At 62.2% G+C, this 25,266-nt stretch carries 32 protein-coding genes; 2 read left to right on the forward strand and 30 right to left on the reverse strand.

Going from position 1 to position 25,266, the window contains the following annotated elements:
• The first annotated feature begins 142 nt into the window (after nt 1-142).
• Nucleotides 143-2,074, forward strand: coding sequence for a methyl-accepting chemotaxis protein (locus LDN95_RS11195; protein ID WP_226017762.1), 1,932 nt, complete (start codon nt 143-145; stop codon nt 2,072-2,074).
• An 18-nt stretch (nt 2,075-2,092) separates the two neighbouring features.
• Here LDN95_RS11195 and LDN95_RS11200 read toward each other — a convergent pair whose 3' ends face one another.
• The 4 genes from LDN95_RS11200 to rplO all read right to left on the reverse strand — a co-directional run bounded on the left by LDN95_RS11200 (nt 2,093) and on the right by rplO (nt 6,257).
• Nucleotides 2,093-3,508 (reverse strand): hypothetical protein, encoded by a 1,416-nt coding sequence (locus LDN95_RS11200; RefSeq protein WP_226017763.1) that lies wholly within the window; start codon nt 3,506-3,508, stop codon nt 2,093-2,095.
• Between the two features lie 68 nt (nt 3,509-3,576).
• Entirely contained in the window at nt 3,577-4,221 is a 645-nt protein-coding gene (locus LDN95_RS11205; RefSeq protein ID WP_226017764.1) for an adenylate kinase, read from the reverse strand.
• Nucleotides 4,222-4,272: 51 nt separating this feature from the next.
• The gene (gene secY / locus LDN95_RS11210; RefSeq protein ID WP_226017765.1) at nt 4,273-5,640 is read right to left on the reverse strand and encodes a preprotein translocase subunit SecY; all 1,368 of its coding nucleotides are present in this window, start codon (nt 5,638-5,640) and stop codon (nt 4,273-4,275) included.
• Nucleotides 5,641-5,774: 134 nt separating this feature from the next.
• Nucleotides 5,775-6,257, reverse strand: a complete 483-nt coding sequence (gene rplO / locus LDN95_RS11215) for a 50S ribosomal protein L15 (protein WP_226017766.1) — start codon at nt 6,255-6,257, stop codon at nt 5,775-5,777.
• Between the two features lie 186 nt (nt 6,258-6,443).
• On the opposite strand from rplO, the gene LDN95_RS11220 reads away from it, so the two are divergent.
• Nucleotides 6,444-8,015 (forward strand): oleate hydratase, encoded by a 1,572-nt coding sequence (locus LDN95_RS11220; RefSeq protein ID WP_226017767.1) that lies wholly within the window; start codon nt 6,444-6,446, stop codon nt 8,013-8,015.
• 92 nt (nt 8,016-8,107) lie between these two features.
• Here LDN95_RS11220 and rpmD read toward each other — a convergent pair whose 3' ends face one another.
• The 26 genes from rpmD to LDN95_RS11350 all read right to left on the reverse strand — a co-directional run bounded on the left by rpmD (nt 8,108) and on the right by LDN95_RS11350 (nt 25,224).
• Nucleotides 8,108-8,284: a 50S ribosomal protein L30 gene (gene rpmD, locus LDN95_RS11225; protein ID WP_226017768.1), complete on the reverse strand. Its 177-nt coding sequence runs from the start codon at nt 8,282-8,284 to the stop codon at nt 8,108-8,110.
• 5 nt (nt 8,285-8,289) lie between these two features.
• The gene (gene rpsE, locus LDN95_RS11230) at nt 8,290-9,021 is read right to left on the reverse strand and encodes a 30S ribosomal protein S5 (RefSeq protein ID WP_226017769.1); all 732 of its coding nucleotides are present in this window, start codon (nt 9,019-9,021) and stop codon (nt 8,290-8,292) included.
• Nucleotides 9,022-9,372 carry a 50S ribosomal protein L18 gene (gene rplR / locus LDN95_RS11235; RefSeq protein WP_226017770.1) on the reverse strand — a complete coding sequence of 117 codons (351 nt, stop codon included), beginning with the start codon at nt 9,370-9,372 and terminating at the stop codon, nt 9,022-9,024. It lies immediately after the preceding gene.
• Nucleotides 9,372-9,905, reverse strand: a complete 534-nt coding sequence (rplF, locus tag LDN95_RS11240; protein ID WP_226017771.1) for a 50S ribosomal protein L6 — start codon at nt 9,903-9,905, stop codon at nt 9,372-9,374. Before rplF ends, rplR begins: the two co-directional genes overlap by 1 nt.
• Nucleotides 9,905-10,300, reverse strand: coding sequence for a 30S ribosomal protein S8 (gene rpsH / locus LDN95_RS11245; RefSeq protein WP_226017772.1), 396 nt, complete (start codon nt 10,298-10,300; stop codon nt 9,905-9,907). The genes rplF and rpsH overlap by 1 nt, the downstream gene beginning before the upstream one ends.
• A gap of 21 nt (nt 10,301-10,321) precedes the next feature.
• Entirely contained in the window at nt 10,322-10,627 is a 306-nt protein-coding gene (gene rpsN / locus LDN95_RS11250) for a 30S ribosomal protein S14 (RefSeq protein WP_226017773.1), read from the reverse strand.
• A gap of 29 nt (nt 10,628-10,656) precedes the next feature.
• Nucleotides 10,657-11,235, reverse strand: coding sequence for a 50S ribosomal protein L5 (gene rplE, locus LDN95_RS11255; protein ID WP_226017774.1), 579 nt, complete (start codon nt 11,233-11,235; stop codon nt 10,657-10,659).
• Nucleotides 11,228-11,545, reverse strand: coding sequence for a 50S ribosomal protein L24 (rplX, locus tag LDN95_RS11260; RefSeq protein ID WP_226017775.1), 318 nt, complete (start codon nt 11,543-11,545; stop codon nt 11,228-11,230). The genes rplE and rplX overlap by 8 nt, the downstream gene beginning before the upstream one ends.
• Complete coding sequence (gene rplN / locus LDN95_RS11265; protein ID WP_225008631.1) at nt 11,545-11,913, reverse strand: 50S ribosomal protein L14; 369 nt, start codon at nt 11,911-11,913, stop codon at nt 11,545-11,547. The genes rplX and rplN overlap by 1 nt, the downstream gene beginning before the upstream one ends.
• Nucleotides 11,914-12,010: 97 nt before the next feature.
• A complete protein-coding gene (rpsQ, locus tag LDN95_RS11270; RefSeq protein WP_226017776.1) occupies nt 12,011-12,280 on the reverse strand; it encodes a 30S ribosomal protein S17 in 270 nt (89 codons plus the stop codon).
• A 10-nt stretch (nt 12,281-12,290) separates the two neighbouring features.
• The gene (gene rpmC, locus LDN95_RS11275) at nt 12,291-12,494 is read right to left on the reverse strand and encodes a 50S ribosomal protein L29 (RefSeq protein WP_226017777.1); all 204 of its coding nucleotides are present in this window, start codon (nt 12,492-12,494) and stop codon (nt 12,291-12,293) included.
• An 11-nt stretch (nt 12,495-12,505) separates the two neighbouring features.
• Nucleotides 12,506-12,943, reverse strand: a complete 438-nt coding sequence (gene rplP, locus LDN95_RS11280) for a 50S ribosomal protein L16 (protein WP_226017778.1) — start codon at nt 12,941-12,943, stop codon at nt 12,506-12,508.
• A 3-nt stretch (nt 12,944-12,946) separates the two neighbouring features.
• Nucleotides 12,947-13,657, reverse strand: coding sequence for a 30S ribosomal protein S3 (gene rpsC, locus LDN95_RS11285; RefSeq protein ID WP_226017779.1), 711 nt, complete (start codon nt 13,655-13,657; stop codon nt 12,947-12,949).
• Nucleotides 13,658-13,659: 2 nt separating this feature from the next.
• On the reverse strand, nt 13,660-14,037 hold the full coding sequence (gene rplV / locus LDN95_RS11290; RefSeq protein ID WP_226017780.1) for a 50S ribosomal protein L22: 378 nt from the start codon (nt 14,035-14,037) through the stop codon (nt 13,660-13,662).
• Nucleotides 14,037-14,315, reverse strand: coding sequence for a 30S ribosomal protein S19 (gene rpsS / locus LDN95_RS11295; RefSeq protein WP_226017781.1), 279 nt, complete (start codon nt 14,313-14,315; stop codon nt 14,037-14,039). The genes rplV and rpsS overlap by 1 nt, the downstream gene beginning before the upstream one ends.
• A 6-nt stretch (nt 14,316-14,321) precedes the next feature.
• Complete coding sequence (rplB, locus tag LDN95_RS11300; RefSeq protein ID WP_226017782.1) at nt 14,322-15,158, reverse strand: 50S ribosomal protein L2; 837 nt, start codon at nt 15,156-15,158, stop codon at nt 14,322-14,324.
• Nucleotides 15,159-15,171: 13 nt separating this feature from the next.
• Nucleotides 15,172-15,477, reverse strand: coding sequence for a 50S ribosomal protein L23 (locus tag LDN95_RS11305; RefSeq protein ID WP_226017783.1), 306 nt, complete (start codon nt 15,475-15,477; stop codon nt 15,172-15,174).
• Nucleotides 15,470-16,093, reverse strand: coding sequence for a 50S ribosomal protein L4 (rplD, locus tag LDN95_RS11310; RefSeq protein ID WP_226017784.1), 624 nt, complete (start codon nt 16,091-16,093; stop codon nt 15,470-15,472). Before rplD ends, LDN95_RS11305 begins: the two co-directional genes overlap by 8 nt.
• A 3-nt stretch (nt 16,094-16,096) precedes the next feature.
• Nucleotides 16,097-16,825: a 50S ribosomal protein L3 gene (gene rplC / locus LDN95_RS11315; RefSeq protein ID WP_226017785.1), complete on the reverse strand. Its 729-nt coding sequence runs from the start codon at nt 16,823-16,825 to the stop codon at nt 16,097-16,099.
• A 276-nt stretch (nt 16,826-17,101) separates the two neighbouring features.
• Nucleotides 17,102-17,413, reverse strand: coding sequence for a 30S ribosomal protein S10 (gene rpsJ, locus LDN95_RS11320; protein WP_226017786.1), 312 nt, complete (start codon nt 17,411-17,413; stop codon nt 17,102-17,104).
• 153 nt (nt 17,414-17,566) lie between these two features.
• Entirely contained in the window at nt 17,567-18,757 is a 1,191-nt protein-coding gene (tuf, locus tag LDN95_RS11325) for an elongation factor Tu (RefSeq protein WP_226017787.1), read from the reverse strand.
• A 99-nt stretch (nt 18,758-18,856) separates the two neighbouring features.
• Nucleotides 18,857-20,929, reverse strand: coding sequence for an elongation factor G (fusA, locus tag LDN95_RS11330; protein WP_226017788.1), 2,073 nt, complete (start codon nt 20,927-20,929; stop codon nt 18,857-18,859).
• A gap of 103 nt (nt 20,930-21,032) precedes the next feature.
• Complete coding sequence (rpsG, locus tag LDN95_RS11335) at nt 21,033-21,503, reverse strand: 30S ribosomal protein S7 (RefSeq protein ID WP_226017789.1); 471 nt, start codon at nt 21,501-21,503, stop codon at nt 21,033-21,035.
• A gap of 101 nt (nt 21,504-21,604) precedes the next feature.
• Complete coding sequence (gene rpsL, locus LDN95_RS11340) at nt 21,605-21,976, reverse strand: 30S ribosomal protein S12 (RefSeq protein WP_010127208.1); 372 nt, start codon at nt 21,974-21,976, stop codon at nt 21,605-21,607.
• A 314-nt stretch (nt 21,977-22,290) separates the two neighbouring features.
• On the reverse strand, nt 22,291-22,701 hold the full coding sequence (locus LDN95_RS11345) for a UrcA family protein (RefSeq protein WP_226017790.1): 411 nt from the start codon (nt 22,699-22,701) through the stop codon (nt 22,291-22,293).
• Nucleotides 22,702-22,923: 222 nt separating this feature from the next.
• Entirely contained in the window at nt 22,924-25,224 is a 2,301-nt protein-coding gene (locus tag LDN95_RS11350) for a TonB-dependent receptor (RefSeq protein WP_226017876.1), read from the reverse strand.
• Nucleotides 25,225-25,266: the final 42 nt, after the last annotated feature.

The raw sequence follows: 25,266 nt of genomic DNA on the forward strand, positions 1-25,266 counted from the left end.
GGTTAGGCATAATTCCAGAGCCACGTCTTAGGCAGATCCTTGGCATGACCGCCTAGCTTCCGAGGCAGACTTGCGGAAAGTACGCTTGCGCCCGGTGGACCGGTGCCGGTGCTTTGCGCGGTCGCCGCAGGAGAATATGCCGGTGCTTGCCAACAAGACCAAGTCGATCGCGCAACGTTTCCGCTTTGCCATGGGCACCGTCGCGACGATCACTTTCGCCCAAATTCTGCTGGCGATCTTCCTCCAGTACGAATTGTACGAGGTATCCCGACAGCAAGGCGTGATGGCCAACGTTCAGCGCGACCAGTCCTACGCCGACATGAAGCACGACGGTTCGGAAAGCGACCTGTTCCGCGTGATCGCTGCCGCGCAGCGTCACGATGCCGGTGCTGTGCAAAAGGAGATGGCCAACCTCAAGGATGACGCGCAGGCGATCGACACATCCTACGCCAGAGTGTTCGGACAGACTTATGACGCCAAACTTCAAGCAGCCGTCGATATCGTTCGGCCGGTCAAGGAAGCCTATATCGTCGCGCTGAACGATGCTGCCCGGCAGGCCACCGAGCATCCCGAAACCACCACCAGCGCGCCCAAGGCATTCACCGAAACCTTCGATCATTTTGCCGACGTGCAGGACAATCTTGTCGCCGCAATCAAGGCATCGGCTGACGATCTTGCAGCCGATGCCCAAATGCTGCTGATTATCAGCGCAGTCGTTACCCTGATTGCGATCGGTTCGGTCGGCGCGGCACTCGTCTGGGCGGTGCGCAGCATGGAGCGCACGGTCGTCCATCCGATCGAGGATTTGACCGGCACGCTGAGCGCCATGGCCAATGGCGACTATGACCGGCCAATTCACGGCGACCCGCAAGGTGACGAAGTGCAGCAGATTTATTGCACTGCCGCTGTATTCCGCGAAACCGCACTGGCCAAGCGCGCCGATGATGCCGCGCAGGCCGCCGTTGTTGCCGCACTGGCCAAGGCTCTGGACGAACTGGCGTCACAAAATCTCGAATACAGGATCGAGGACGAGTTCCCCCCGCGCTACGAACAGTTGCGCGACAATTTCAACCAGACGCTTGCCGCCTTGGCCCGCGCGATCGGATCGGTGCGCATCAGTGCCAGCAGCCTGACACAGACGATCAACGAGATTCGCAGCGCTTCGGATGATCTGGCCAACCGCAACGCGCAGCAAGCCGCGACGCTTGAGGAAACAACGGCGGCGATGAAACAGGTCACCGCAGGCGTGCAGGAAACGGCACGCGGCGCCGCCGACGTGCGTCGTCAGGTCACCGATACCCACGACGAGGCGACCAAGGGTGGCAGCGTCGTATCACGCGCGGTTCAGGCGATGGCGGCGATCGAGAGTTCCGCCAACGAAATCAGCCAGATCATCGGCGTAATCGATGGCATTGCGTTCCAGACCAACCTGTTGGCGCTGAACGCGGGGGTCGAAGCAGCCCGTGCGGGGGAAGCCGGCAAAGGGTTCGCCGTCGTCGCCACCGAAGTGCGCGCGCTGGCGCAACGCTCGGCCGATGCAGCCAAGGATATCAAAGCATTGATTTCGGCCTCTGCCGAGCAGGTGTCACAAGGCGTCGCGCTGGTGCATCAAACCGGCGATGTGCTTGGCACGATTTTGGGCCGCGTCGGTGACATCAACCAGGTCATCACCGAAATCGCGACCAGCGCCGACATGCAGGCCGAGACACTCGGGCAGGTCAACTCGTCGGTTGGCGAGATCGATCGCGTTACCCAGCAGAATGCCGCGATGGTTGAACAGACCACCGCTGCGACCCGCGAACTGGCGAACGAGGCCACGCAACTGTCAAGACTGGTCAGCGCCTTCCGCACACGCGATAAGGCCAGTCGTCCTGTCGCTGGCGGAAGCGGGATGCGCAGGCATTCGCTGGGCACCAGCAGCGTGGCCGCAGCCTCGCCAATCAAGGCTTCCAGTGCACCCGACAGGCTGCCCACGCCTGAAGTCGAAGCGCCTGTTGCCCGCAAGGCGCCGCCGCCGGTATCCGGAAATCTTGCACTTTCGCCTAGCGGTGGCGACGACTGGAGCGAGTTCTAAGCCCAAGCTTTTGCCCGCTCAGGGCGGACCGCCGAGCGCCGCGTCGAACGCCGCATTGGCGTCCTCACGCTCCTTGTCCTCAACGTTCTTGCGGTTGGGCAATGGCTTCTTTGCAGGCTTGGCGCCGGACTTTGCCCCCTGCTTGGCGATCTGCTTGGCGATCGACTGGGGCGACTTGGGTGTGGCTGGCACGGCTGCCGGTGCTTCGCTATCCGCATCGATGTCGGGGTTTGGTGCTGCGACCGGCCTCGCCACGACAGGCTTGGAGGCGATGGCCGCAGAGCCCGACTTTGCCTTCGTCGCGGCTGTGGCCCCCGCTCCCTTGCGCAACGATGGAGCCTTGGGCGGAGGCGGCGCTTGTGCGGCAACAGGCTCGGCCACGACCTGCTGCAACACAGCATCATCGTTGGCTCCCGAAGCCTCGGTTGGAGCAGGCTTCGCAACTTTCGCCGCGGCCTGACGCGTTCGGCTCTTGGCGTTCCTGGTCGCCGCGACCGTTTTTGCCGACCCTTGCGGCTTTGTCACGCTATCATCGGGTGCGGCAACGCGCAGTACTTCGCTCGGAGCTGCGGGTCCGACCGGCGCAGGCTGTTCTGCCACTGCCGCCCGACTTGGCCCTGTGGCACGCGGTAGGCTCCACACCCGCCCGGAGCGAGGAGCAAGGCCGGGCGCACCGCGTGTCTCTTCGATCGGTAGCGGATTGCTTGCAGATTGCGACGCCGCCTTGCGCCCACTCGCGCGCGGCTCGGCCGATTGGTCGGCAGTCCCCTTGCCCGCTTCTTCCGCAGAAGCCGCAGCGGCCACCGCCGTCACCGCTTCCGGAGCGCGTACCACTGGCTCACCCGCCTCCAGCACCGCAGGCCCCAGCACTTTGGCAAGGCTTGCCATCTGTTCGGCCATCACGCGGTCGACGGAAACGGCCATGGCCGGCGCTTCATAGCGCATGAAACCGCCCACGACATATTCCCACAGGATGCGCGATCCCTTTTCGGTGGGTTTGATCGTGATTGTCAGCGTGGCGTTGACCGCCTCGCTTTGCAACGGCCCCAGCGCACCCGACATCCGCAGTCCGCGGCCAGCTTCGGCATAGAGCACGCGCATGTGCACAACCCCGCCCACGGAACCCCCGCGCGGCGAATCAGCCTTGGCGGGCAGCTTCTCGCAAAAGCAGCCGCCGGGCACGGGATCGATGCTGAGGTTCTTGGCCGAACCGGAAAAAGTGTGTTCGTCCGACCACCAGCCCGCCGGCGCGATCAGCGCGCGCCAGGCATCCGCTGGAGAAGCCGTCACTTCGACGGCATTGCGCGAGACAAAGCCGTTGTCGGCGCTTGCCACCACGTCGGCCTGCGCCGAACCGGCCACCGCGAACGAACCACCGGCCAGCAGGATGGCAAATGCACGAGCACCCGCAACACCAAGGTTCCGCGCGCGCATGATCAACCTCCTACAAACGATGGGCATACGAGCCCTGCCGACACGATGCCGGCAGGAACCGCGTGCTCTTACGCGAGAATGCCCTCGATTGCAGCAGTTACGTCGTCCATATCGGCCATGCCGTCCACCCTTGAGACGATCCCGCGTGGTTCGTAGATCGGCAGGATCGGCGCCGTCTTGGCACGGTATTCGGCCATGCGCGTGCGCACGGTTTCGGCGTTGTCGTCGGGACGACGCTTGAACTCGTGACCACCGCACTTGTCACAGGTGCCTTCGACGGCGGGCTTCTCGAACACGTCGTGATAGCCCTTGCCGCAGGTGGCGCAGGTGTAACGGCCGGTGATCCGCTCGACCAGTGCGTCCTCGTTCACGTCCAGCTCGATCACATGGTCAAGCTGACGCCCCCGCGCGGAGAGGATCGAATCAAGCGATTCGGCCTGCGCGGCGGTCCGGGGGTAGCCATCGAAAATCGCACCCTGCGTGGGCGGCAGCGCGTCGAGTTCCTCACCGATCAGCGCCGAGACGATCTCGTCAGAAACAAGCTGCCCTGCATCCATCACCGCCTTGGCCTGCACCCCGACAGGCGTTCCGGCCTTCACCGCGGCGCGTAGCATGTCGCCCGTCGACAACTGCTTGAAGCCGTGCTTTTCGACCAGTCGTTGTGCCTGCGTGCCCTTGCCAGCGCCGGGCGGTCCCAACAGGATGATATTCACTCTGGCATTCCCCCTTGTATTATGCGCTTGTTCAGCGGCCTTGAGCGGCCGTCAGCGCAAGCGACCCTTCAGCTTTGCCTTCTTGATCAGGTCGCCATACTGGTGCGCCAGCAGGTGCGACTGGATCTGGGTTATCGTGTCGACCGTGACATTGACCACGATCAGCAGGCTGGTGCCACCAAAGAACACCGTGCCCATACCCGTTTGGCTCATGATCCACTCGGGCACAACACAGACTATGGTAATATAGGCAGCGCCCAGAACCGTGATCCGCGTCAGCACGTAATCGAGATAAGTCGCGGTATTCTTGCCCGGCCGGATGCCCGGGATGAAGCCACCATTCTTCTTGAGATTGTCGGCGGTCTCTTCCGGATTGAACACCACTGCGGTGTAGAAAAAGCTGAAGAAGATGATGCCTGCCGCGTAAAGGAACATATACAGCGGCTTGCCGTGCCCAAGGTACTGGTTGAGCGAGATGATGATCTGCCCGGTCGTGGTGTCGGGTGAGACCGACTTGCCCGCGAACTGGGTAATCGTCAGCGGCAGCAGCAGCAGCGAGCTGGCAAAGATCGGCGGAATGACGCCCGCCGTGTTCAGCTTGAGCGGCAAGTGGCTGCGATCGGCCGCCATCATCCCGCGCTGTGTCGCGCGCTTGGGATACTGGATCAGCAATCGCCGCGTCGCCCGCTCGAAGAAGCAGATGAACACCACCACGCCAACGATCAGCAGCAGAACGCCGGCAATCACGAACGGGCTCAGCGCGCCGGTACGGCCCTGTTCGAACAGGTTGCCGATGAACTTGGGCATCTGCGCCACGATACCGGCCATGATGATCAGCGAAACACCGTTGCCGATGCCGCGGCTGGTGATCTGCTCACCCAGCCACAACAGGAACATGGTGCCACCGATCAGGCTGATCACCGCGCCAACCTTGAACAGCAGGCCGGGATTGACCACCGCCTGCAGCCCGGCGCTGGCGCCATAGCTCTCAAGCCCGGTGGCCAGGAACCAGCCCTGCATCGCGGTCAGGAACACCGCGCCATAGCGGGTGTACTGGTTCATCTTCTTGCGACCGCTTTCGCCTTCCTTTTTCAGCGCGGCAAGCGCCGGATGGAGCGAGGCGGCAAGCTGCACCACGATCGAGGCGGTGATGTAAGGCATCACGCCAAGCGCGATCAGGCTCATCCGCTGCAGCGAACCACCGGAAAACGTGTTGAAGATGTCGAGAATGCCGCCCTGGGTCTGCTTGTACAGCGACTCGAGGATCAGCGGGTTGACGCCCGGCAACGGCACGAAGCTGAGGAACCGGAACACGATGAGCGCACCCACGGTGAACCAGATCCGGTTCTTGAGCTCGGTGGCCTTCGAGAAGTTGGCCAGACTGAGGTTGCTGGCGATGTTATCGGCGCGTGATGCCATTGTCGGGTTCAAAGCCTTGCTGGGGCGCGCGGAACCCGAAAGCTCCTCACGCCGCTCCCTTCATAGGGCTGCCCATATAGTGCGGGCGCGGGGATGCAAGAACCCCGCGCCCGTCACATACGCAAAAAAGTGTTTCAGGCCGCAGCCGGAACCTTGGGCGCGATCACTTCGACGGTGCCGCCGAGCGCTTCGACAGCCGCCACGGCGCCCTTCGAGGCACCGGCAACCTTGAAGGTCAACTTGGTGGTCAGTTCACCCTTGGCCAGCAGACGCACGCCGTCCTTGCCGCCACGGGCAAGCCCCGCAGCCTGCAGCGCAGCATGATCGATCACGGCATCGACGTCGATCTTGCCGTTGTCGATCGCCTTCTGGATCAGGCCCAGGTTGGCTTCGGCAAAATCCTTCGAGAAGATGTTGTTGAAGCCGCGCTTCGGGATACGCATGTGCAGCGGCATCTGGCCGCCTTCGAAGCCGTTGACGCTGACGCCCGAACGCGCCTTGGCACCCTTCTGGCCGCGGCCAGCAGTCTTGCCCTTGCCCGAGCCGATGCCCCGGCCCACGCGCATACGGCCCTTGCGGGCGCCATTGTTGTCGGAAAGTTCGTTGAGCTTGGTCATGTGTGCACTCGCTTTCGCTTTGAGTCGCGCTAATGGAAGCGCGGCCCATAGGCGAAGCGGCAAGCAATGTCACGCCCCGGACTTGCTGCTCATCACTCACGCGCCAAATTGCGTAGTTTCCGAGCCTCCGCTGCGCTTGACCCGGCCTGATAGGTACCGTCCCCTCACAACAAGGACGGCCCTCCCATGAGCAAGTACACCTTCGTCGGCAGCGGCATAGCCTCGCTCGCCGGTGCCGCGATTCTCATCCGCGATGCAGCCGTCGCTGGCAAGGACATCGTGATCCTTGAAGAAAGTCTGCAGACCGGCGGCGCGTTCGATGCCCACGGCGATGCGCAAGCCGGCTATTTCATGAGCGGCAGCCGCATGTTCGAGGCAAAGTACTTGTGCACGTTCGACTTGCTCGATTCGATCCCGTCGATCACCGATCCGTCAATCTCGGTCACCGAGGAGACCAACCGCGCTGTTGCCAAATTGCCGTGGGACAACAAGGTCAGGCTCGTGAATCGCGATGGCAGCGTGCCCGATGCGCACACGCTGGGTTTTACCGAACATGACCGGGTCGATCTGGTCAAATTGATCGGCGAGCCCGAGAGTCTGCTCGACGACAAGCGGATCACCGACTGCTTCCAGCCCCACTTCTTCGAAACCAACTTCTGGATGGAATGGTGCACGCTGTTTGCGTTCGAGCCGTGGCACAGCGCAATCGAGTTCCGTCGCTATCTGCGCCGGTTCGTCCACCACTTCTCGACCATCGACGTTCAGCACGACATCTATCGCACGATCTACAACCAGTATGACAGCATCATCATGCCGCTGATCGCCTGGCTCAAGGATCGCGGTGTGCAGGTCCACCACGGCGTCCGGGTCGAAGACATGGCCTTCGCTTCGGGCAGCGACGCCATCACGGTCACCAGCATCGCGACACTGGGCGCCGACGGCCCGGCCACGATCGCGGTCGCACCCGATGATCTGGTGTTCGTCACCAACGGCTCGATGACTGCCGACAAGGCGTTCGGTTCGATGACCGTGGCCCCCGGACTTGATGGATCAAACCACGCTGGCGCTTGGAACTTGTGGGAGAAACTTGCGGAGGGACGCCCGGCATTCGGAAATCCTGCGGCATTCAACGGCAACATCGCCGAAAGTTCTTGGATATCCTTCACCGTCACGGTCAGCGACCCACTGTTCCTGCAACTGATGGAGCGGTTCAGTGGCAGCGCTGCGGGGACCGGCGGACTGATCACGTTCAAGCAGTCAAGCTGGCTGCTGACACTCTCGATCTTCCATCAGCCGTTCTTCCCCGACCAACCAGAAGGCGTAGCGGTGTGGTGGGGTTATGGACTGTTCCATGATCGCCCCGGCGATTACGTGAACAAGCCGCTGATCGAATGCAACGGAACCGAAATCCTGACCGAAGTGCTCGGCCACCTGCACTTCAGCGCTCCGGATCAGGCGGCGGCGCTGGCGGCATCGAACTGTATTCCTTGCGCCATGCCCTATATCACCAGCCAGTTCATGGTCCGCAAGCAAGGCGATCGCCCGCTGGTCGTGCCGGCCGGATCGACCAATCTGGCATTCCTCGGCCAATTTGCCGAACAGCCGGACGATGTCGTGTTCACGGTCGAATACTCAATCCGTTCGGCAATGACGGCGGTCTATACCCTGCTCAAGCTGAACAAGACCCCTCCCCCGGTCTATAAGGGCCTGTACAGCCCACAGGTCATCGTCGACGCGATCCGGACGCTGCATCGGTAAGATCGACGTTCAGTGATATTCCCTGCGCCAAACGAAAAACCCCCGGCATCGCTGCCGGGGGTTTTCGTTTGAGTCCGCAAGGGAAGCAGTGATCAGGCGACCACTTCGACCATGTGCGGCAGCTTGGCAATCGCACCGCGCACTTCGGCGGTGTCTTCCACCTCGACGATGCGGTTCATCTTGCCCAGACCCAGACCGATCAGAATCTTCTTCTGATGTTCCGGGCGACGGATCGGCGAACCGATCTGCTTGATCTTGATCGTTGCCATGTCGCTTACTCCACGATGGCCGCGGCTTCGGCTTCCGCCTCAACCACGGTAGCGCCGCCGCGACCGAGCAGGTCGGCAACCTTCTTGCCACGACGCTGGGCAACCGACTTCGGCGAAGTCTGGTCGGTCAGCGCGTCGAAGGTGGCGCGGATCATGTTGTAGGGGTTCGAGCTGCCGACCGACTTGGTCACGACGTCATGAACACCCAGGCTTTCAAAGACGGCGCGCATCGGGCCACCGGCGATGATGCCGGTACCGGCCGGAGCCGAACGCACGTTGACCTTGCCCGCGCCGAAACGGCCCTTGCCGTCATGGTGCAGGGTGCGGCCTTCCTTAAGCGGCACGCGGACCATGGTCTTCTTTGCAGAAGCCGTAGCCTTGGTGATCGCTTCGGGCACTTCGCGAGCCTTGCCGTGGCCGAAGCCGACGCGACCCTTGCCGTCACCGACAACGACCAGCGCCGCAAAGCCGAAGCGCTTGCCGCCCTTCACGGTCTTGCTGACGCGGTTGATGTGGACGAGCTTTTCAATCAGCTCCTCACCACCATCCTCGTCGTTGTTGCCACGACCGCGACGGTCGTCACGACGGCCACCACGGTTGCCGCCACGATCACGATCGCCGCCGCCACGGTTGCCACCGCCACGGTTGCCGCGACCACGGCCTTGGCCTTCGCGCTGCTCGCCGCCGGTGGCTTCCACCGCGGCGACTACGCCTTCCACGTTGGTTTCGTCAGCCATTTAGAACTCCAGGCCGCCTTCGCGGGCAGCGTCAGCCAGCGCCTTGACGCGGCCATGGAACAGGAAGCCGCCGCGATCGAACACGACGGTGGTGATGCCGGCAGCCTTGGCCTTCTCGGCAATTTCCTTGCCGACCTGAACCGCAGCATCGACGTTGGCGCCAATGGACTTCTGGCCCTTTACCAGCGTCGAAGCGGCGGCCAGCGTGTGGCCTCCGGCATCGTCGATGATCTGGGCATAGATGTGGCGACCCGAGCGGTGAACCGACAGACGGGGACGACCACCCGAGCGCGCCTTGAGCGCAGTGCGGACGCGGCGACGGCGGCGTTCGAAGAGGGACAGCTTGGCCATTACTTCTTCTTCCCTTCCTTCCGGAAGATGAACTCGCCGCGGTACTTGATGCCCTTGCCCTTGTAGGGTTCGGGCTTGCGCCAGCGACGGATCTCGGCCGCTACCTGGCCGACCTTCTGCTTGTCGATACCGGAAATGTGAACGGTGGTGTTGTCAGGCGTCTTGATCTCGATGCCAGCAGGCACCGGGAAGTCGACGTCATGGCTGTAACCGAGCTGCAGCTTCAGGTTGGTGCCCTGAGCGTTCGCACGGTAACCCACACCGGTGATTTCGAGGGTCTTGGTATAGCCCTCGGTCACGCCGGTGATCAGGTTCGACACCAGGGTACGCTGCATGCCCCAGAAGGCACGCGCCGCCTTGGTGGCGTTCGCCGGCTTCACCACGATGGTGTCGCCCTCGACGGTGTAGCTGATTTCCTCGCGCAGACCGAGCGTGAGGGAGCCCTTGGGGCCCTTCACGGTCAGAATGCCGTTCGCGATATCCGCGGTGACGCCACTGGGGATCGCCACCGGCTTCTTGCCGATGCGGCTCATCAGAACACCTCCGCGAGCACTTCGCCACCGACGTTCGCAGCGCGTGCTTCGGCATCCGAGAGCACGCCCTTGGGCGTCGAGACGATCGAGATGCCAAGCCCGTTACGCACCACCGGAAGTTCCTTGGAACCCGAATAGACGCGGCGGCCCGGCTTGGAAACGCGGGCTACGTGCTTGATCGCGGGCTGGCCTTCGAAATACTTGAGTTCGATGCGCAGCAGCGGATGAATGCCCGTGGTGTCCTCGGAAAAGCCACGGATGTAGCCTTCACGCTGGAGCACTTCGAGAACGTGTGAACGCAGCTTGGAAGCGGGCGAAAGGACGGTGTCCTTCTTTGCCTGCTGCCCGTTGCGGATGCGGGTGAGCATGTCACCCAGCGGATCGGTCAATGCCATCGCCTATAATCCTCCAGGCCCTTACCAGCTCGACTTCGTCACGCCGGGCACGAGCCCCTTGTTGGCGAGATCGCGCAGCTCGATGCGGCACAGACCGAACTTGCGGTAGTACCCACGCGGGCGGCCGGTGGTGTTGCAACGGTTGCGAACGCGGGTCGGGTTCGCATTGCGGGGCAGTTCTGCCATCTTCAGGCGCGCGATGAGGCGCTCGGTTTCGTCGAGCGATTCATCAGCGGCCGTGGCCTTGAGCGCGGCAAACTTCGCGGCGTACTTCACCACGAGCTTCTTGCGGCGCTCGTTCTTGTTGATCGAACTCAGTTTCGCCATGGACTTAAGCTCTTTCTTCTATCCTGGACTCAGGCAGCCTGCTTCTGCTCGGCGTCCTGCGGGAAGGGGAAACCGAACAGGCGCAGCAGCTCGCGCGCCTCGTCGTCGGTCTTGGCGGAGGTGGTCACGATGATGTCGAGCCCGCGCACCTTGTCGATCTGGTCGTAGCTGATCTCCGGAAAGATGATCTGCTCCTTCAGGCCGACGGCATAGTTGCCACGGCCGTCGAACGACTTGGGGTTGAGGCCACGAAAGTCGCGGATGCGGGGCATCGCGATCGTGATCAGACGATCCAGAAATTCATACATGCGTTCGCGGCGCAAGGTGACCTTGCAACCGATGGGCATGCCTTCACGCAGCTTGAACTGCGCGATCGACTTCTTCGCCTTGGTGATCACCGGCTTCTGGCCAGCAATCAGTTCCATTTCGGCGGCAGCGGTCGTGACCTTCTTCTTGTCCTGGCTCGCTTCGCCCACGCCCATGTTGAGCGTGATTTTTTCGATCCGGGGGATCTCAAGCGCGTTCTTGTAGCCGAACTTTTCCTGCATCGCCTTGGCGATGTCGGCTTCGTACTTGGCCTTGAGGCGCGGAGTGTACTTGTCAGCCATCGATCGTTTCCCCCGACTTGACGGCCACACGGACCTTCTTGCCGTCGCGGACTTCGAAACGGACGCGGGTTGCCTTGCCATCAGCGCCGGCAAACGCGACCTTCGAGATGTGCAGCGGAGCCTCGAAGCGGTCGAGACCGCCCTGGGGGTTCTGCTGGCTGGGCTTGCGGTGACGGGTCGCGATGTTCACGCCCTGCACGACAACCTTCTCCACCTTGGGGAGAACGGAAACGACAGTGCCGGTGCGGCCCTTGTCCTTGCCCGAAAGGACGATCACGTTGTCGCCCTTCTTGATCTTAGCGGAAGCCATTACAGCACCTCCGGCGCAAGGCTGATGATCTTCATGAAGCCCTTGCCGCGCAGTTCGCGCACCACGGGGCCGAAGATACGCGTGCCGATGGGCTCTTCGTTCTTGCCGACGAGCACAGCAGCATTGCTGTCGAAGCGGATCACGCTGCCATCAGCGCGACGTACATCCTTGCGGGTACGCACGATGACGGCGCGGTGAACGTCGCCCTTCTTGACGCGAGCACGCGGCTGCGCTTCCTTCACCGACACCACGATGATGTCGCCGACGCCGGCAAAACGACGCTTCGAGCCACCCAGCACCTTGATGCACTGGACGCGCTTGGCGCCGCTGTTGTCCGCCACGTCGAGATTGGATTGCATCTGGATCATTGATCCGGTTCCTTCTCACTGGCTTGCCGGAACCAGTCCGGCAGTTCCAAAACTTGTCGATCTCGCTGGATCAGAGGCCCGCAGGCCTCCGCACCAATCAGACGTCCGCTTCGACCGCCGCCGTCTTACCGGCGAGCACGCGATCCACCACTTCCCACGTCTTGAGCTTCGAGTGGGGCGCGCTTTCCTGAATGCGCACCGTCTCGCCGGTCTTGTAGGTATTGGCTTCGTCGTGCGCGTGATACTTCTTCGAGCGACGGATGATCTTCCCGTACATCGGGTGCTTCACCTTACGCTCGACCTTCACGACCACGGTCTTGTCAGTCTTGTCGGAGACCACGGTCCCGATCAGAATTCGCTTGGGCATGGTGCTCTCCTTACGCCTTGGCAGTCCGGGAACGCTCGGTCTGCAGCGTCTTGATGCGAGCGATGTCGCGGCGCACTTCCTGGATGCGCGCCGGACGTTCCAGTTGGTTTGTAGCCGCCTGGAAACGCAGGTTAAATTGTTCGCGCTTCAGTTCAGCGAGATCAGCAGAGAGCTGGTCGTCGCTCTTGACGCGAAGGTCTTCGAACTTGGCCATCGTGTCTCTCCTCAATCTTCGCTGACAAGGTGCGAGGTGTCGCCGAGGCGCGCCACGACCTTCGTCTTGATCGGAAGCTTCATCGCCGCACGGCTGAAAGCTTCAGCGGCGAGCGGACCGGGAACGCCGTCCAGTTCGAACAGGATCTTGCCCGGCTTGACGCGAGCAGCCCAGTATTCGACCGAACCCTTGCCCTTGCCCTGACGGACTTCGGCAGGCTTCTTGGTCACCGGCAGATCCGGGAAAATCCGGATCCACAGACGGCCCTGACGGCGGATGTGACGCGTGATCGCGCGGCGGGCCGCTTCGATCTGACGAGCCGTAACGCGCTCCGGTTCCATGGCCTTGAGGCCATAGGTGCCGAAGTTGAGGTCCGTGCCGCCCTTGGCGTTACCATGAAGGCGGCCCTTGAACGACTTGCGGAACTTGGTCTTTTTCGGTTGCAGCATGGCTTAGTTCCTGCGGTCATCGCGCGCGGGGCGCACGCCCGAGGTCTGCGCCTCAAGCATGAGCCGATCCTGCGCGAGCGGGTCATGACCGAGGATCTCACCCTTGAAGATCCAGGTCTTGATGCCGATCACACCGTATGCGGTGTGCGCTTCAGCTTCGGCGTAGTCGATGTTGGCGCGCAGCGTGTGCAGGGGCACACGGCCTTCGCGATACCATTCGACGCGGGCGATTTCTGCACCACCGAGACGGCCGCCGCAGGTGATCTTGATGCCTTCGGCACCAAGACGCAGCGCCGACTGAACGGCACGCTTCATCGCGCGGCGGAAGGCAACACGGCGGACCAGCTGGTCGGCGATGCCCTGGGCGACAAGCTTCGAATCGATTTCCGGCTTGCGGATTTCGACGATGTTCAGCTTGACGTCGCTGCCGGTGAGCGTGGCAAGCTTGCTGCGGAGCTTTTCGATGTCCGCACCCTTCTTGCCGATGATCACACCGGGACGGGCCGCATAGATCGAGATGCGGCACAGCTTGGCCGGACGCTCGATCACCACCTTCGAGATCGCTGCCTGCGGCAGGTTCTCGATGATGTACTTGCGGATCGTCAGATCCTCGCGCAGCAGCTTTTCATAGCTGCGGCCCTCGGCGTACCAGCGGCTGTCCCAGGTACGGTTGATCTGCAGACGCAGACCGATGGGGTTGCTCTTGTGACCCATGATCAGGCCTCCTCGACTTCGCGAACGACGATCCGCAGCCGGCTGAACGGCTTGAGGATCCGGGTCGACTTGCCACGACCACGCGTGTGGAAGCGCTTCATCGTGATCGACTTGCCGACCGAAGCTTCGGCAACGACCAGTGCGTCGACGTCCAGGTTGTGGTTGTTTTCCGCGTTGGCGATCGCCGAAGCGAGCACCTTGCGAGCATCAACCGCCATCGCCTTCTTCGAGAAAGCGAGGATGTTCATGGCCTCTTCGGCCGTCTTGCCGCGAATGAGAGCGGCGACAAGGTTGAGCTTCTGGGCCGAACCACGGATCGTGGTGCCAACCGACAGGGCTTCCTTGTCACCGACGCGACGGGGAGCAGCAGGCTTGCTCATCAGCGCTTGCCCTTCTTGTCAGCGGCGTGGCCGGGGAACGTGCGCGTGGGCGCAAATTCACCAAGCTTATGGCCGACCATCTCTTCATTGACAGAGACGGGGATGAACTTGTGTCCGTTGTAGACGCTGAAGGTCAGCCCAACGAACTGCGGAATGATGGTCGAACGACGCGACCAAGTCTTGATCGGAGCCGCGCGGGAGCCTGCATCCTGGGCCACTTCGGCCTTCTTCAGGAGGTGCAGGTCGACGAAGGGGCCCTTCCAGACGGAACGTGCCATGGGGTCTTACCTCTTCTTCTTCGCGTGGCGCGAACGAATGATGAACTTGTCCGTCGACTTGTTGTGACGGGTGCGCGCGCCCTTGGTCGGCTTGCCCCACGGGGTAACCGGGTGACGACCGCCCGAAGTCCGACCTTCACCACCACCGTGCGGGTGATCGACCGGGTTCTTGGCGACGCCGCGGGTAAGCGGACGACGACCAAGCCAACGGTTGCGACCAGCCTTGGCGAGGTTCTGGTTGGAGTTGTCGGGGTTCGACACGGCGCCAACGGTGCCCATGCAATCGCCGCGCAGGTAACGCTGTTCGCCCGAGTTCAGGCGAACGATCACCTGCCCACGGTCACGACCGACGAGCTGCACGTAAGTCCCGGCAGAACGGGCGATCTGCCCGCCCTTGCCCGGCTTCATCTCCACGTTGTGGATGATGGTGCCGACCGGGATCTGCGACAGCAGCATGGCGTTGCCGGGCTTCACGTCGGTCTTTTCACCGGCGATGACCACGTCACCGACAGCAAGACGCTGCGGAGCCAGGATGTAGGCCTGCTCACCGTCCTCGTACTTGACGAGAGCGATGAACGCCGTGCGGTTGGGATCGTATTCCAGCCGCTCGACGGTTGCGGGCACGTTCCACTTGCGGCGCTTGAAGTCGACGAAGCGATACTTCTGCTTGTGACCGCCCGCGATACCGCGGCTGGTGACGTGGCCCTTGTTGTTACGACCGCCGGTCTTCGACTTGCCTTCGGTCAAGGCCTTGACAGGCTTGCCCTTCCACAGCGACGACTTGTCGACGAGGACCAGGCCGCGGCGTGCGGGGCTGGTCGGGTTATAGGTTTTGAGTGCCATGATCGGTGCCGCCTCAGATACCGCTGGTCACGTCGATCGACTGGCCGGGAGCCAGCGTGACGACGGCCTTCTTGACGTCGGAGCGCTTGTAGGGCTTGCCCTTCCAGCGCTTGGTCTTGCCCTTCTGCGTCAAGGTGTTCACCGCAGTGACCTTGACGTTGAAGAGCGCTTCGACCGCGGCCTTGATCTCCGGCTTGGTCGCCTTGTCGGCAACCTTGAAGACAACCGCGTTGTGCTCGCTCAGCAGCGTCGCCTTTTCGGTGATGTGGGGAGCCACGATCACGTCATAGTGACGCGTGTCGATTGCGTCCTTAGCCATGGAAACGCGCCTCCAGCTTTTCGACAGCTGCGCGCGTCAGCACCAGCGTGTCATGCTTCAGGATGTCATAGACGTTGGCACCGATCGCCGGCAGGACGTTGATGCCGATGAGGTTGCGCGCGGCGCGGGCAAAGCCCTCGTTCACGTGCTCACCATCGACCACCAGCACCTTCTTGCCGAAACCCGCCTTGGCGAGCGTGCCGGCCAGAACCTTGGTCTTGCCTTCGCCGATGTCGAGACTGTCGATCACGACAAGGCCCTTCTGAGCCTTGGCCGAAAGCGCCATCTTGAGACCGAGCGCGCGGATCTTCTTGTTCAGCGAAACGTGGAAGTCACGGACGCGGGGTCCGTGCGCCTTGCCACCACCGATGAAGATCGGGGCCTTGCGATCGCCGTGACGGGCGGTACCGCCGCCCTTCTGGTTGCCGAACTTCTTGCCGGTGCGAGCAACATCCGAACGCTCGCGAGCGCCCCGAGCCGTGCCACGGCGATTTTCGAGCTGCCAGGTGACAACGCGGTGGAGGATGTCTGCGCGCGGTTCGAGACCGAACACGGCATCCGAAAGCTCGACGTCGCCAACGGCGCTGCCATCGAGATTGAGGACCTGAACCTTCACGACTTAGCCCTCCTGACCTTCGGCCGCTTCAGGAGCGATACCGTCGTTGGTGTTGGCAGCCTGCTTGAGGCCGGCGGGATAGGGCGCTTCAGCGTGGCGATCGATCTTGACCGCGTCACGAACCAGCAGCCAGCCGTTCTTCGCGCCCGGGACCGAGCCCTTGACGAAGATCAGGCCGCGTGCGTCGTCGGTACGGACAACTTCGAGGTTCTGCTGGGTGCGCTGGCGATCGCCCTGGTGGCCTGCCATCTTCTTGTTCTTGAAGACGCGACCCGGATCCTGGCGGTTACCGGTCGAACCGTGGGCACGGTGCGAGATCGAAACACCGTGGGTGGCGCGCATACCGCCGAAACCCCAGCGCTTCATCGCACCCGAAAAGCCCTTGCCCTGGGTGTGACCGGTGATGTCGACGTACTGGCCAGCGACAAAGTGCGAGGCAGCGATCGAGGCGCCAACCTCAAGCACCGCGTCGTCGGCGACGCGAAACTCGGCCACTTCCATCTTCAGCGGAACTTCCGCCTTGGCGAAGTGCTCACGCTGCGGCTTGGCAACGTTCTTTTGCTTGGCTGCGCCCGCACCGAGCTGAACCGCGACGTAACCGTCACGATCTTCCGTGCGAACCGAAACCACCTGGCAATCTTCAAGCGAAAGGACGGTGACCGGCACGTGCCGTCCGTCGTCCTGGAAAAGCCGGGTCATCCCGACCTTCTTCGCGATCACGCCGGTGCGCATGATCCATACTCCTTAAAACACAGAGGCCTGCGAAGGCCCATCCCCCGCAGGCGTGTTCAGCCCGATATGTGAAACGTGCCCCCGCCGGGCTGAATGCCCTCTGCCGAAGCAGAAAGGCGGACGGGGGACGCTTGCCCGGCCAAGTGCCACTCAAAGAGCGGCGAGAGCCGGAGGTATCCCTTTGTCGCGGTGGAAAAATCCACCAAGTCGGTCAAAACCGAAAGGAACTTTGGGTCCGAAAACCCGAAAACCGTTGCGTCTGGATCGAGGCCTTAATCAGGCCAGCTTGATCTCGACGTTCACGCCGGCTGCGAGGTCGAGCTTCATCAGCGCGTCAACCGTGGCGGCGTTGGGCTGCACAATGTCGAGCAACCGCTTGTAGGTGCGAACTTCGAACTGCTCGCGCGACTTCTTGTCGACGTGCGGACCGCGGTTCACGGTAAACTTCTCGATACGCGTCGGAAGCGGAATCGGACCCCGGATCAGCGCGCCGGTGCGGCGGGCGGTGTCCGCAATTTCTCCAGTGGCCTGGTCAAGTACACGATGATCGAAGGCCTTAAGGCGAATGCGGATATTCTGGGCGTCCATGTCCGTTTACCGATGCGAAAGAGCTAAAACAAAAACCAGCCGGACCACCCTCTCACCTGTACCCTGTAAGCCAAAGGCCAGGGAAAGCGGGCCGACTGATCAGAAAACCGGCCGGCGGGAAGAGCGAATCTCCCCGCCGGTGCGCGGCCTATATTACTTTGTGATCGTGCTGACAACCCCCGAACCGACAGTCCGGCCACCTTCGCGAATTGCGAAGCGCAGACCCGGATCCATCGCGATCGGAGCGATCAGCTTGACCGACAGGGTCAGGTTGTCGCCCGGCATCACCATCTCGGTGCCCTCGGGGAGCACGACTTCGCCGGTGACGTCGGTGGTGCGGAAGTAGAACTGCGGGCGGTAGTTGGCGAAGAACGGCGTGTGACGGCCACCTTCATCCTTCGACAGCACATAGACCTCTGCCGAGAACTCGGTGTGCGGCTTGACCGTACCGGGCTTGCAGAGCACCTGACCGCGCTCGACTTCTTCACGCTTGATGCCACGGATCAGCGCACCGACGTTGTCGCCGGCTTCACCCTGATCGAGCAGCTTGCGGAACATTTCGACGCCGGTCACGACGGTCTTCTGCGTGTCCTTCAGACCGACGATCTCGACTTCTTCGCCAACCTTGACGATGCCGGTTTCGATACGGCCGGTCACAACCGTACCGCGACCCGAGATCGAGAACACGTCTTCGACGGGCATCAGGAACGGCTTGTCGGTCGGACGGGGCGGCTGCGGAATGTAGCTGTCGACGGCAGCCATCAGTTCCTTGATCGAGTTCTTGCCGATGTTGTCATCGCGACCTTCGAGAGCGGCCAGAGCCGAACCCTTGACGATCGGAATGTCATCGCCCGGGAAGTCGTACGACGACAGCAGTTCGCGAACTTCCAGTTCGACGAGCTCGAGGATTTCCTCGTCGTCGACCTGGTCGACCTTGTTCATGTACACGACCAGAGCAGGCACGCCGACCTGGCGAGCGAGCAGGATGTGTTCGCGGGTCTGCGGCATCGGACCGTCAGCAGCGTTCACGACCAAGATCGCGCCGTCCATCTGGGCGGCACCGGTGATCATGTTCTTCACATAGTCAGCGTGACCCGGGCAGTCGACGTGCGCATAGTGACGGTTTTCGGTTTCGTATTCGACGTGCGCGGTCGAGATGGTGATGCCGCGCTCACGCTCTTCCGGCGCCTTGTCGATGTTTGCGTAGTCGGTGAACGTCGCGCCGCCGGTTTCAGCGAGCACCTTGGTGATCGCCGCCGTCAGCGTGGTCTTGCCATGGTCGACGTGACCGATGGTGCCGATGTTGCAGTGCGGCTTGGTCCGCTCAAACTTAGCCTTAGCCATTGCTCAAACCTTCTTTTCAATAAATGTTGATTGCTCTTGGAGGCGGCACCAGCCGGACTCGCCGAAAATCAGGCGCCGCCCCTAGCCCGAACGCGTGGTTCAGGCAAGCTTCTCCTTGACTTCGGCTGCGACGTTTGCCGGAACCTCGTCGTAATGCGAGAAAAACATGGAGTAGTTTGCCCGGCCCTGCGTGAACGAGCGCAGCTGGTTGACGTAGCCGAACATGTTGGCCAGCGGCACCATGGCCTCGACAACCTGGGCGTTGCCGCGGCTGTCGGTACCCTGGATCTGACCACGGCGGCTGTTCATGTCGCCGATCACGTCACCAAGGTATTCCTCAGGCGACACCACCTCGACCTTCATGATCGGTTCGAGCAGCTTGATGCCAGCCTTTTGTGCGACTTCACGCATGGCACCGCGGGCGGCGATTTCGAAGGCCAGGGCCGACGAGTCGACGTCGTGGTACGCACCGTCGTAAAGCAGGACTTCGAAGTCGATGATCGGGAACCCAATCAGCGAGCCGGTTTCTGCGGTTTCGCGGAAACCCTTTTCGATCGCGGGGATATATTCCTTCGGAATGTTACCGCCCTTGATCTCGTCCTTGAAGACGAAGCCGGTGCCGCGCTCACCCGGAGTGACCTTGACCTTCACGCGACCGAACTGGCCGGTACCACCCGACTGCTTCTTGTGCGTGTAGTCGATGTCCACCGGCTTGGCGAGGTATTCGCGATACGCCACCTGCGGCGCACCGACGTTGGCCTCGACCTTGAATTCGCGGCGCATGCGATCGACGATGATGTCGAGGTGAAGCTCGCCCATCCCCTTGATGATCGTCTGGCCCGATTCGTGGTCGGTCGACACGCGGAAGCTGGGGTCTTCGGCAGACAGGCGATTGAGCGCGACGCCCATCTTTTCCTGGTCAGCCTTGGTCTTGGGCTCCACCGACAATTCGATGACCGGCTCGGGGAATTCCATGCGTTCGAGCACAATCGGGAACCGTTCGGCGCACAGCGTGTCGCCGGTGGTGGTTTCCTTCATGCCGGCCAGCGCGATGATGTCGCCGGCGAATGCCTCGTCAACGTCCTTACGGTCGTTGGCGTGCATTTCGAGCATGCGCCCGACCTTTTCCTTCTTGTCCTTGACCGAATTCAGGTACGTGCCCTTGGTCAGCGTGCCCGAATAGATGCGGATGAAGGTGAGCGAGCCCACGAACGGATCGTTCATGACCTTGAACGCCAGCGCGCTGAACGGCGCTGCGTCTTCGGGAGGACGGCTGTCCTTCTCGTCGCTGTCCATCTTGACGCCCTGGACGTCCTCGATGTCGAGCGGCGAAGGCAGGTAGTCGACCACGGCGTCGAGCAGGGGCTGAACGCCCTTGTTCTTGAACGCCGAACCGCAGACCACCGGCACGAAGGCATGGCCCAGCGTACCCTTGCGGATCAGCTTCTTCAGCGTATCGACGTCGGGCTCGTTGCCTTCGAGATAGGCTTCCATCGCATCGTCGTCCTGCTCAACGGCAAGCTCGATCAGATCGCTGCGATAGATGGCGGCTTCGTCGGCCAGGTCAGCCGGGATTTCTTCGTAGAAGAATTCGGCGCCGAGCGATTCGTCCTTCCAGATGATCGCACGGTTGTGGACCAAATCGACCAGACCCTTCAGCTCGGCTTCGATCCCGATCGGGATGTAAAGCACGGCAGGCTTGGCACCGAGGCGGTCGATGATCGACTGTACGCAGTACTTGAAGTTGGCGCCGGTGCGGTCGAGCTTGTTGATGAAGCACATGCGCGGAACGCCGTACTTGTCAGCCTGACGCCACACGGTTTCCGACTGCGGCTCAACGCCGGCCACGCCGTCGAAGCAGGCAACCGCACCGTCGAGCACGCGCAGCGAGCGTTCGACTTCGATGGTGAAGTCGACGTGCCCGGGGGTGTCGATGATATTGATGCGGTGGTCCTTCCAGAAGCAGGTCGTCGCGGCCGACGTGATCGTGATGCCGCGTTCCTGTTCCTGCTCCATCCAGTCCATCGTCGCGGCGCCGTCATGGACTTCGCCGATCTTGTAGGACTTGCCGGTGTAATAGAGGATGCGCTCGGTCGTCGTCGTCTTGCCGGCGTCGATATGCGCCATGATGCCGATGTTCCGGTACATCGAAAGCGGATGGCTGCGGGCCATGGGAAGAGTTCCTTGGTGCGGGGGAGCCAGATTGCGGTCCGGCTCGCCCCATATGGTTACTTACGTGACCGTTTAAAGACTGCCACGTTACCGACCTAGGCGATTACCAGCGGTAATGGCTGAAGGCGCGGTTGGCGTCGGCCATGCGGTGGGTGTCTTCACGCTTCTTGACCGCGTTGCCACGGTTGTTGGCAGCGTCGAGCAGTTCCGCCGAAAGACGCGCAGCCATGGTGGTTTCGCTGCGGTTGCGCGCAGCGGTGATCAGCCAGCGGATGGCCAGAGCCTGGGCGCGCTCGGGGCGGACTTCGACAGGCACCTGATACGTGGCACCACCGACGCGGCGCGAACGCACTTCGATCTGCGGCTTCACGTTGTTCAGCGCATCATGGAACAGTTGCAGCGGATCGGCCTTGGCGCGGGTCTGCATGGTTTCCATGGCACCGTAGACGATGCTTTCGGCCACAGACTTCTTACCATCGAGCATGAGGTTGTTCATGAACTTCGACAGAACCTGATCACCGAACTTCGGATCCGGCAGGATTTCCCGCTTTTCCGGACGACGACGACGAGACATCTTGTATTCCTTCTAATCAGGGCAGCGCGAGCACCAGCCCTTTTCCTGAAAGACCATTCGGGCAGGCGGCAGGGTAAACACCCCTCACCAGCCCGGCATGATCACTTCGGACGCTTGGCGCCGTACTTCGAGCGGCTCTGCTTGCGATCCTTGACACCCTGGGTATCGAGCACGCCGCGCAGAACGTGGTAACGCACGCCGGGAAGGTCGCGAACGCGGCCGCCACGGATCAGAACGACCGAGTGTTCTTGCAGGTTGTGGCCTTCGCCGGGGATGTACGAGATGACTTCGCGCTGGTTGGTCAGGCGGATCTTGGCCACCTTGCGAAGCGCCGAGTTCGGCTTCTTCGGGGTGGTGGTGTAAACGCGGGTGCAAACGCCGCGCTTCTGCGGGTTCTGCTCCATCGCAGGGACCTTGCTCTTGGCCTTCTGCGGTTCGCGACCCTTGCGGATCAGCTGGTTGATAGTGGGCATGAAGGACTCTTCACCTTGTCTTGAAGGTGATGCACCGCAGGCAAAGAGTACCGGGCAACTCACACACAAGGCGGGCGGGCAGCCCACGGAAGGGGCCAAACCGGCGCAACGCGCATGAACCGAAACGCTCCACCCGCGCCGCAGCACCGGGTTACTTTGACGGATTATACAGGCAAGCCTGCACGCACCGGCAATGTTCAGCTCGACTCCGCCACCGGACAAACCGGTATCGGAAGATGCGCGCCCCTAATCGGAATTGCCTCCGCCGTCAACAAGCGAAGCCGATTGCAAGGCCAAGGCCCCGCATTTGCGCCTTAGCGGGCGGGTGCAACCAGTCGCAACATGGCGAGCGGCCGCTCTGCACCAGCCTTGTTCAATACCGTGTCGGCCTGATCGCGCACATGCGATTCGCACTTGCGCGCACCGGCATTGTAAAAGCCCGGCAGATCGCCTTCATCCCCGGTCACGCTGCACAGCTGGCTGGCAGCCCAGGCGACGCGGTGCTCTGCGGCGGAACGACCACCTGCAGTAGTGAGATCGAGGTCGGTGAAGCTGACCTTGGTGGAATAGCGACCTTGCCGGTCAGGACCATAAACCACCGTTCGGCCATCCTGATGACCATTGCCGACGACGGCAATCTGGGCATCGGCGCTCTTGGGCGACTGCGCGAACGCAGCCCCCGGAAAAAGCGCGAGACACACGGCAGCAAGAGCGATGCGGTTCATGGTCGTCTCTCCTTCTCGTGCCGGGCCGATTGATGCCGGTCCGGTTTGTTGCAATTTGATGACATAGTGTCATTTAAATGAAACAAAGCGCAAGAGGTTTCCGCCCTGCGTAATTTTTCCGTCATGAATGAACTGCTTGGCCACGCGATCAAACGACCGCGTCCGCGCGTTTGCGGGGTGCCGGCGCTTCGAAATGCAGGCGAGATGCGGGTGACCGGGCCGCTATTGCCGGGCGCGGAAGGTCAACCCGAACATGCGCGGGTCGCTCGGCGTGCCAAGGATCAGGCCCGAATTGCCCGCCTGTATGGTCAGGTTCTGGATGTAGTTGGCGTTGAACAGGTTGCGTGCGAACACCGCCACCTCGATCCCTGAATCGAGCCGATAGCCGATGCTGGCGTTGGTCAGATTGTACCTGTCGATCCAGGTGTATCGGGACAGCGAGGGGTCGCCGTAGTACCCACCTCGCCAGTTGCTGTCGGCATGCAGGACCAGTGCGCCCTTGCCCACCGGTATCGTCCAGTCGCCACCCAGCGACTCGGTCCAGCGCGGAAGTCCCGCCAGCCGCCTTCCGGTCAGATCGCAGGCAGTGGTGGCGCTGGTCTGCACTTCCAGCGGGCAAGGCCCCGCAGGATAGTCGCTGTAAGTGCCCTTGGCATAGGCCAGCGCGCCCGTCAGGACGAGATCACCCAGCCGCAGCGCCGCATCGGCTTCCACGCCCTTCACCGTCACTTCGGGAATGTTCGACAAGTATCCGCGCAAGGCCACCGTCTGGCTGGAATCGACGATGGTCGCCTGGAAATTGGCCACTATGGAGCGATAGGCCGCCAGATTGAACGTCAACCGGTGGTCTAGCGCCTGCGCCTTGACCCCGAACTCGAACGTCTCGTGGCGTTCGGGCTTGATCACCGCAGTCGCCAGCACCGGGCTGTTTGCGGCATCGAGCGGCAGGCCCGACATGTTGATCCCGCCCGACTTGAAGCCGCGCGCATAGCTGCCATAGGCCATAACGCTGTCCGTCGCCTGCCACGCCAGATTGGCACGGCCCGACAGGCTGCCGTCGCTGTCATGCGCGGTATAGGACTGCGGACGGAGCACCGACAGCTTCGCGTTGTTCAAGGCCGTGCTGCTGGTCGCAATCCCGCCCGACACGGTGGTGTCGTACGCACCGTCCTTCACCTCTTGCGTATAGCGCAAGCCGCCGGTCAGCGTCAGCCGTGGTACGATCCGCCAGTTGGCCTCGGCAAACGCGGCATAGCTGTCGGTGACGAAACGGGTGTCACCGCTCTGGCCATAGCCATCGAGCAGATTGGCCGGCACCAGTGTGGCATTGGCCCCGGTGGTCTTTCCGATCAGCCACGGCGCGGCATAGGCACCATAGATCGAGATCGGATGACCGACCAGCTTTTGCCGGAAGTAGTAGAGCCCGGCGACGTAACTCAGTGTGTGCTCGCCGTTGGATGCGATGCGCAGTTCCTGACTGTACTGATCCTGTCGTGAAGGGATGTGCTGGCTCAACTGGATCGGCAGGCCGGTGTAGTCGCGATCGTTGGCGGCATCCCAGTTCCAGAACCGCCAGGCGCTGATCGAGGTGATCGTGGCACCCCCGACATTCCAGTCGGCGGTGCCGCTGATACCGCCTTCATTGGTGTTCACGCCCAGATCGGCATCGATATCGGTCAACCGATCATAGGGATTGGTGCTGGGCGGCGCATAGTGTGCTGCGGCCGCCATCGCAGCGTACTGGCGCGAGGCCGGGCGCAGGCTGGTTCCGACACGCAGATAGACTTGCGTGCAGCAGTTGCTGTCGAAGTTGGCGTAATCGGCAATCAGCCGGAAACGGAAACTGCTCGAAGGCTGCAACAGCAACTGGCCGCGAACCGCCTGATTGTCGATGCCGTTGTGATCCCGCCCGCTGACCACGTTGTGAATCACCCCGTCGCGCCGGGTGGCCAGTCCCGACAGGCGATAGGCGACTGTATCGCCGATCAGCGCGCCGGTGGCCGAAGCCTTGGCCTGCAGGAAGTTGCGCTCGCCATAGCTCACTTCCTCGCTCGCCCCGGCGGTGAAGCTGGGCGTGCGGCTGACGATGTTGATCGCACCTGCCGTGGTATTCTTGCCAAACAAGGTGCCTTGCGGTCCGCGCAGCACCTCGATCCGGTCTATATCGCTGAAATCGAAAGCCGCCGTCGCCGGGCGCGCATGATAGACGCCGTCGACATAGAACCCGACGCCCGGCTCCAGCCCGTCGTTCGCCTGGCTTACCGCAACCACGCTCGACCCCAGCCCGCGTATGGTGAAGGCGGTGTTGCGCGGATTGGCCGAAGAGTAGTTCAGCGCCGGAACCAGCGTGGTCAGCGCCTGCGTGTTGATGGTGTATGACCGATCGAGCAAGTCGCCGCTGACCACCGAAATGGCGGCGGGAACCTTCTGCGCGTCCTCTGGACGATGGCGCGCCGTAACGATGATCGGGCCATCGATCGCCGCTGCTGCGGTGTCCGGGGCCGCTTGTGCCTGGACAGGCATAGCCGCCAGCCCTGCCCCCAGAATGGAGTTGACCAGCGTGCC

The organism is Novosphingobium sp. FKTRR1 (assembly GCF_020404405.1).
GTDB lineage: Bacteria > Pseudomonadota > Alphaproteobacteria > Sphingomonadales > Sphingomonadaceae > Novosphingobium.

Bases quoted from the DNA above. Each gene is read 5' to 3' on its own strand.
- secY (WP_226017765.1), bottom strand. From the start codon at position 5,640: ATGGCATCACGCGCCGATAACATCGCCAGCAACCTCAGTCTGGCCAAC.
- rplV (WP_226017780.1), bottom strand. From the start codon at position 14,037: ATGAGCAAGCCTGCTGCTCCCCGTCGCGTCGGTGACAAGGAAGCCCTG.
- rplX (WP_226017775.1), bottom strand. From the start codon at position 11,545: ATGGCTTCCGCTAAGATCAAGAAGGGCGACAACGTGATCGTCCTTTCG.
- rpsG (WP_226017789.1), bottom strand. From the start codon at position 21,503: ATGTCTCGTCGTCGTCGTCCGGAAAAGCGGGAAATCCTGCCGGATCCG.
- rpsS (WP_226017781.1), bottom strand. From the start codon at position 14,315: ATGGCACGTTCCGTCTGGAAGGGCCCCTTCGTCGACCTGCACCTCCTG.
- rplB (WP_226017782.1), bottom strand. From the start codon at position 15,158: ATGGCACTCAAAACCTATAACCCGACCAGCCCCGCACGCCGCGGCCTG.
- rpmD (WP_226017768.1), bottom strand. From the start codon at position 8,284: ATGGCAACGATCAAGATCAAGCAGATCGGTTCGCCGATCCGTCGCCCG.
- LDN95_RS11305 (WP_226017783.1), bottom strand. From the start codon at position 15,477: ATGGCTAAGGACGCAATCGACACGCGTCACTATGACGTGATCGTGGCT.
- rpsC (WP_226017779.1), bottom strand. From the start codon at position 13,657: ATGGGTCACAAGAGCAACCCCATCGGTCTGCGTCTGCAGATCAACCGT.
- rplP (WP_226017778.1), bottom strand. From the start codon at position 12,943: ATGCTGCAACCGAAAAAGACCAAGTTCCGCAAGTCGTTCAAGGGCCGC.
- rpsQ (WP_226017776.1), bottom strand. From the start codon at position 12,280: ATGCCCAAGCGAATTCTGATCGGGACCGTGGTCTCCGACAAGACTGAC.
- tuf (WP_226017787.1), bottom strand. From the start codon at position 18,757: ATGGCTAAGGCTAAGTTTGAGCGGACCAAGCCGCACTGCAACATCGGC.
- rpsH (WP_226017772.1), bottom strand. From the start codon at position 10,300: ATGGCATTGACCGATCCGCTGGGTGACATGCTCACCCGCATCCGCAAC.
- rpsL (WP_010127208.1), bottom strand. From the start codon at position 21,976: ATGCCCACTATCAACCAGCTGATCCGCAAGGGTCGCGAACCGCAGAAG.
- rplC (WP_226017785.1), bottom strand. From the start codon at position 16,825: ATGCGCACCGGCGTGATCGCGAAGAAGGTCGGGATGACCCGGCTTTTC.
- LDN95_RS11345 (WP_226017790.1), bottom strand. From the start codon at position 22,701: ATGAACCGCATCGCTCTTGCTGCCGTGTGTCTCGCGCTTTTTCCGGGG.
- rplE (WP_226017774.1), bottom strand. From the start codon at position 11,235: ATGGCTGACAAGTACACTCCGCGCCTCAAGGCCAAGTACGAAGCCGAC.
- rplR (WP_226017770.1), bottom strand. From the start codon at position 9,372: ATGGCCAAGCTGTCCCTCTTCGAACGCCGCCGTCGCCGCGTCCGCACT.
- LDN95_RS11350 (WP_226017876.1), bottom strand. From the start codon at position 25,224: ATGCCTGTCCAGGCACAAGCGGCCCCGGACACCGCAGCAGCGGCGATC.
- LDN95_RS11220 (WP_226017767.1), top strand. From the start codon at position 6,444: ATGAGCAAGTACACCTTCGTCGGCAGCGGCATAGCCTCGCTCGCCGGT.
- rplO (WP_226017766.1), bottom strand. From the start codon at position 6,257: ATGACCAAGCTCAACGAACTTTCCGACAACAATGGCGCCCGCAAGGGC.
- rplF (WP_226017771.1), bottom strand. From the start codon at position 9,905: ATGAGCCGCATCGGCAAGAAGCCGGTGGCGATCCCCAGTGGCGTCACC.
- fusA (WP_226017788.1), bottom strand. From the start codon at position 20,929: ATGGCCCGCAGCCATCCGCTTTCGATGTACCGGAACATCGGCATCATG.
- LDN95_RS11200 (WP_226017763.1), bottom strand. From the start codon at position 3,508: ATGCGCGCGCGGAACCTTGGTGTTGCGGGTGCTCGTGCATTTGCCATC.
- rplN (WP_225008631.1), bottom strand. From the start codon at position 11,913: ATGATCCAGATGCAATCCAATCTCGACGTGGCGGACAACAGCGGCGCC.
- rpsN (WP_226017773.1), bottom strand. From the start codon at position 10,627: ATGGCGAAACTGAGTTCGATCAACAAGAACGAGCGCCGCAAGAAGCTC.
- rpsJ (WP_226017786.1), bottom strand. From the start codon at position 17,413: ATGGACGCCCAGAATATCCGCATTCGCCTTAAGGCCTTCGATCATCGT.
- rpmC (WP_226017777.1), bottom strand. From the start codon at position 12,494: ATGGCCAAGTTCGAAGACCTTCGCGTCAAGAGCGACGACCAGCTCTCT.
- rpsE (WP_226017769.1), bottom strand. From the start codon at position 9,021: ATGGCTGACGAAACCAACGTGGAAGGCGTAGTCGCCGCGGTGGAAGCC.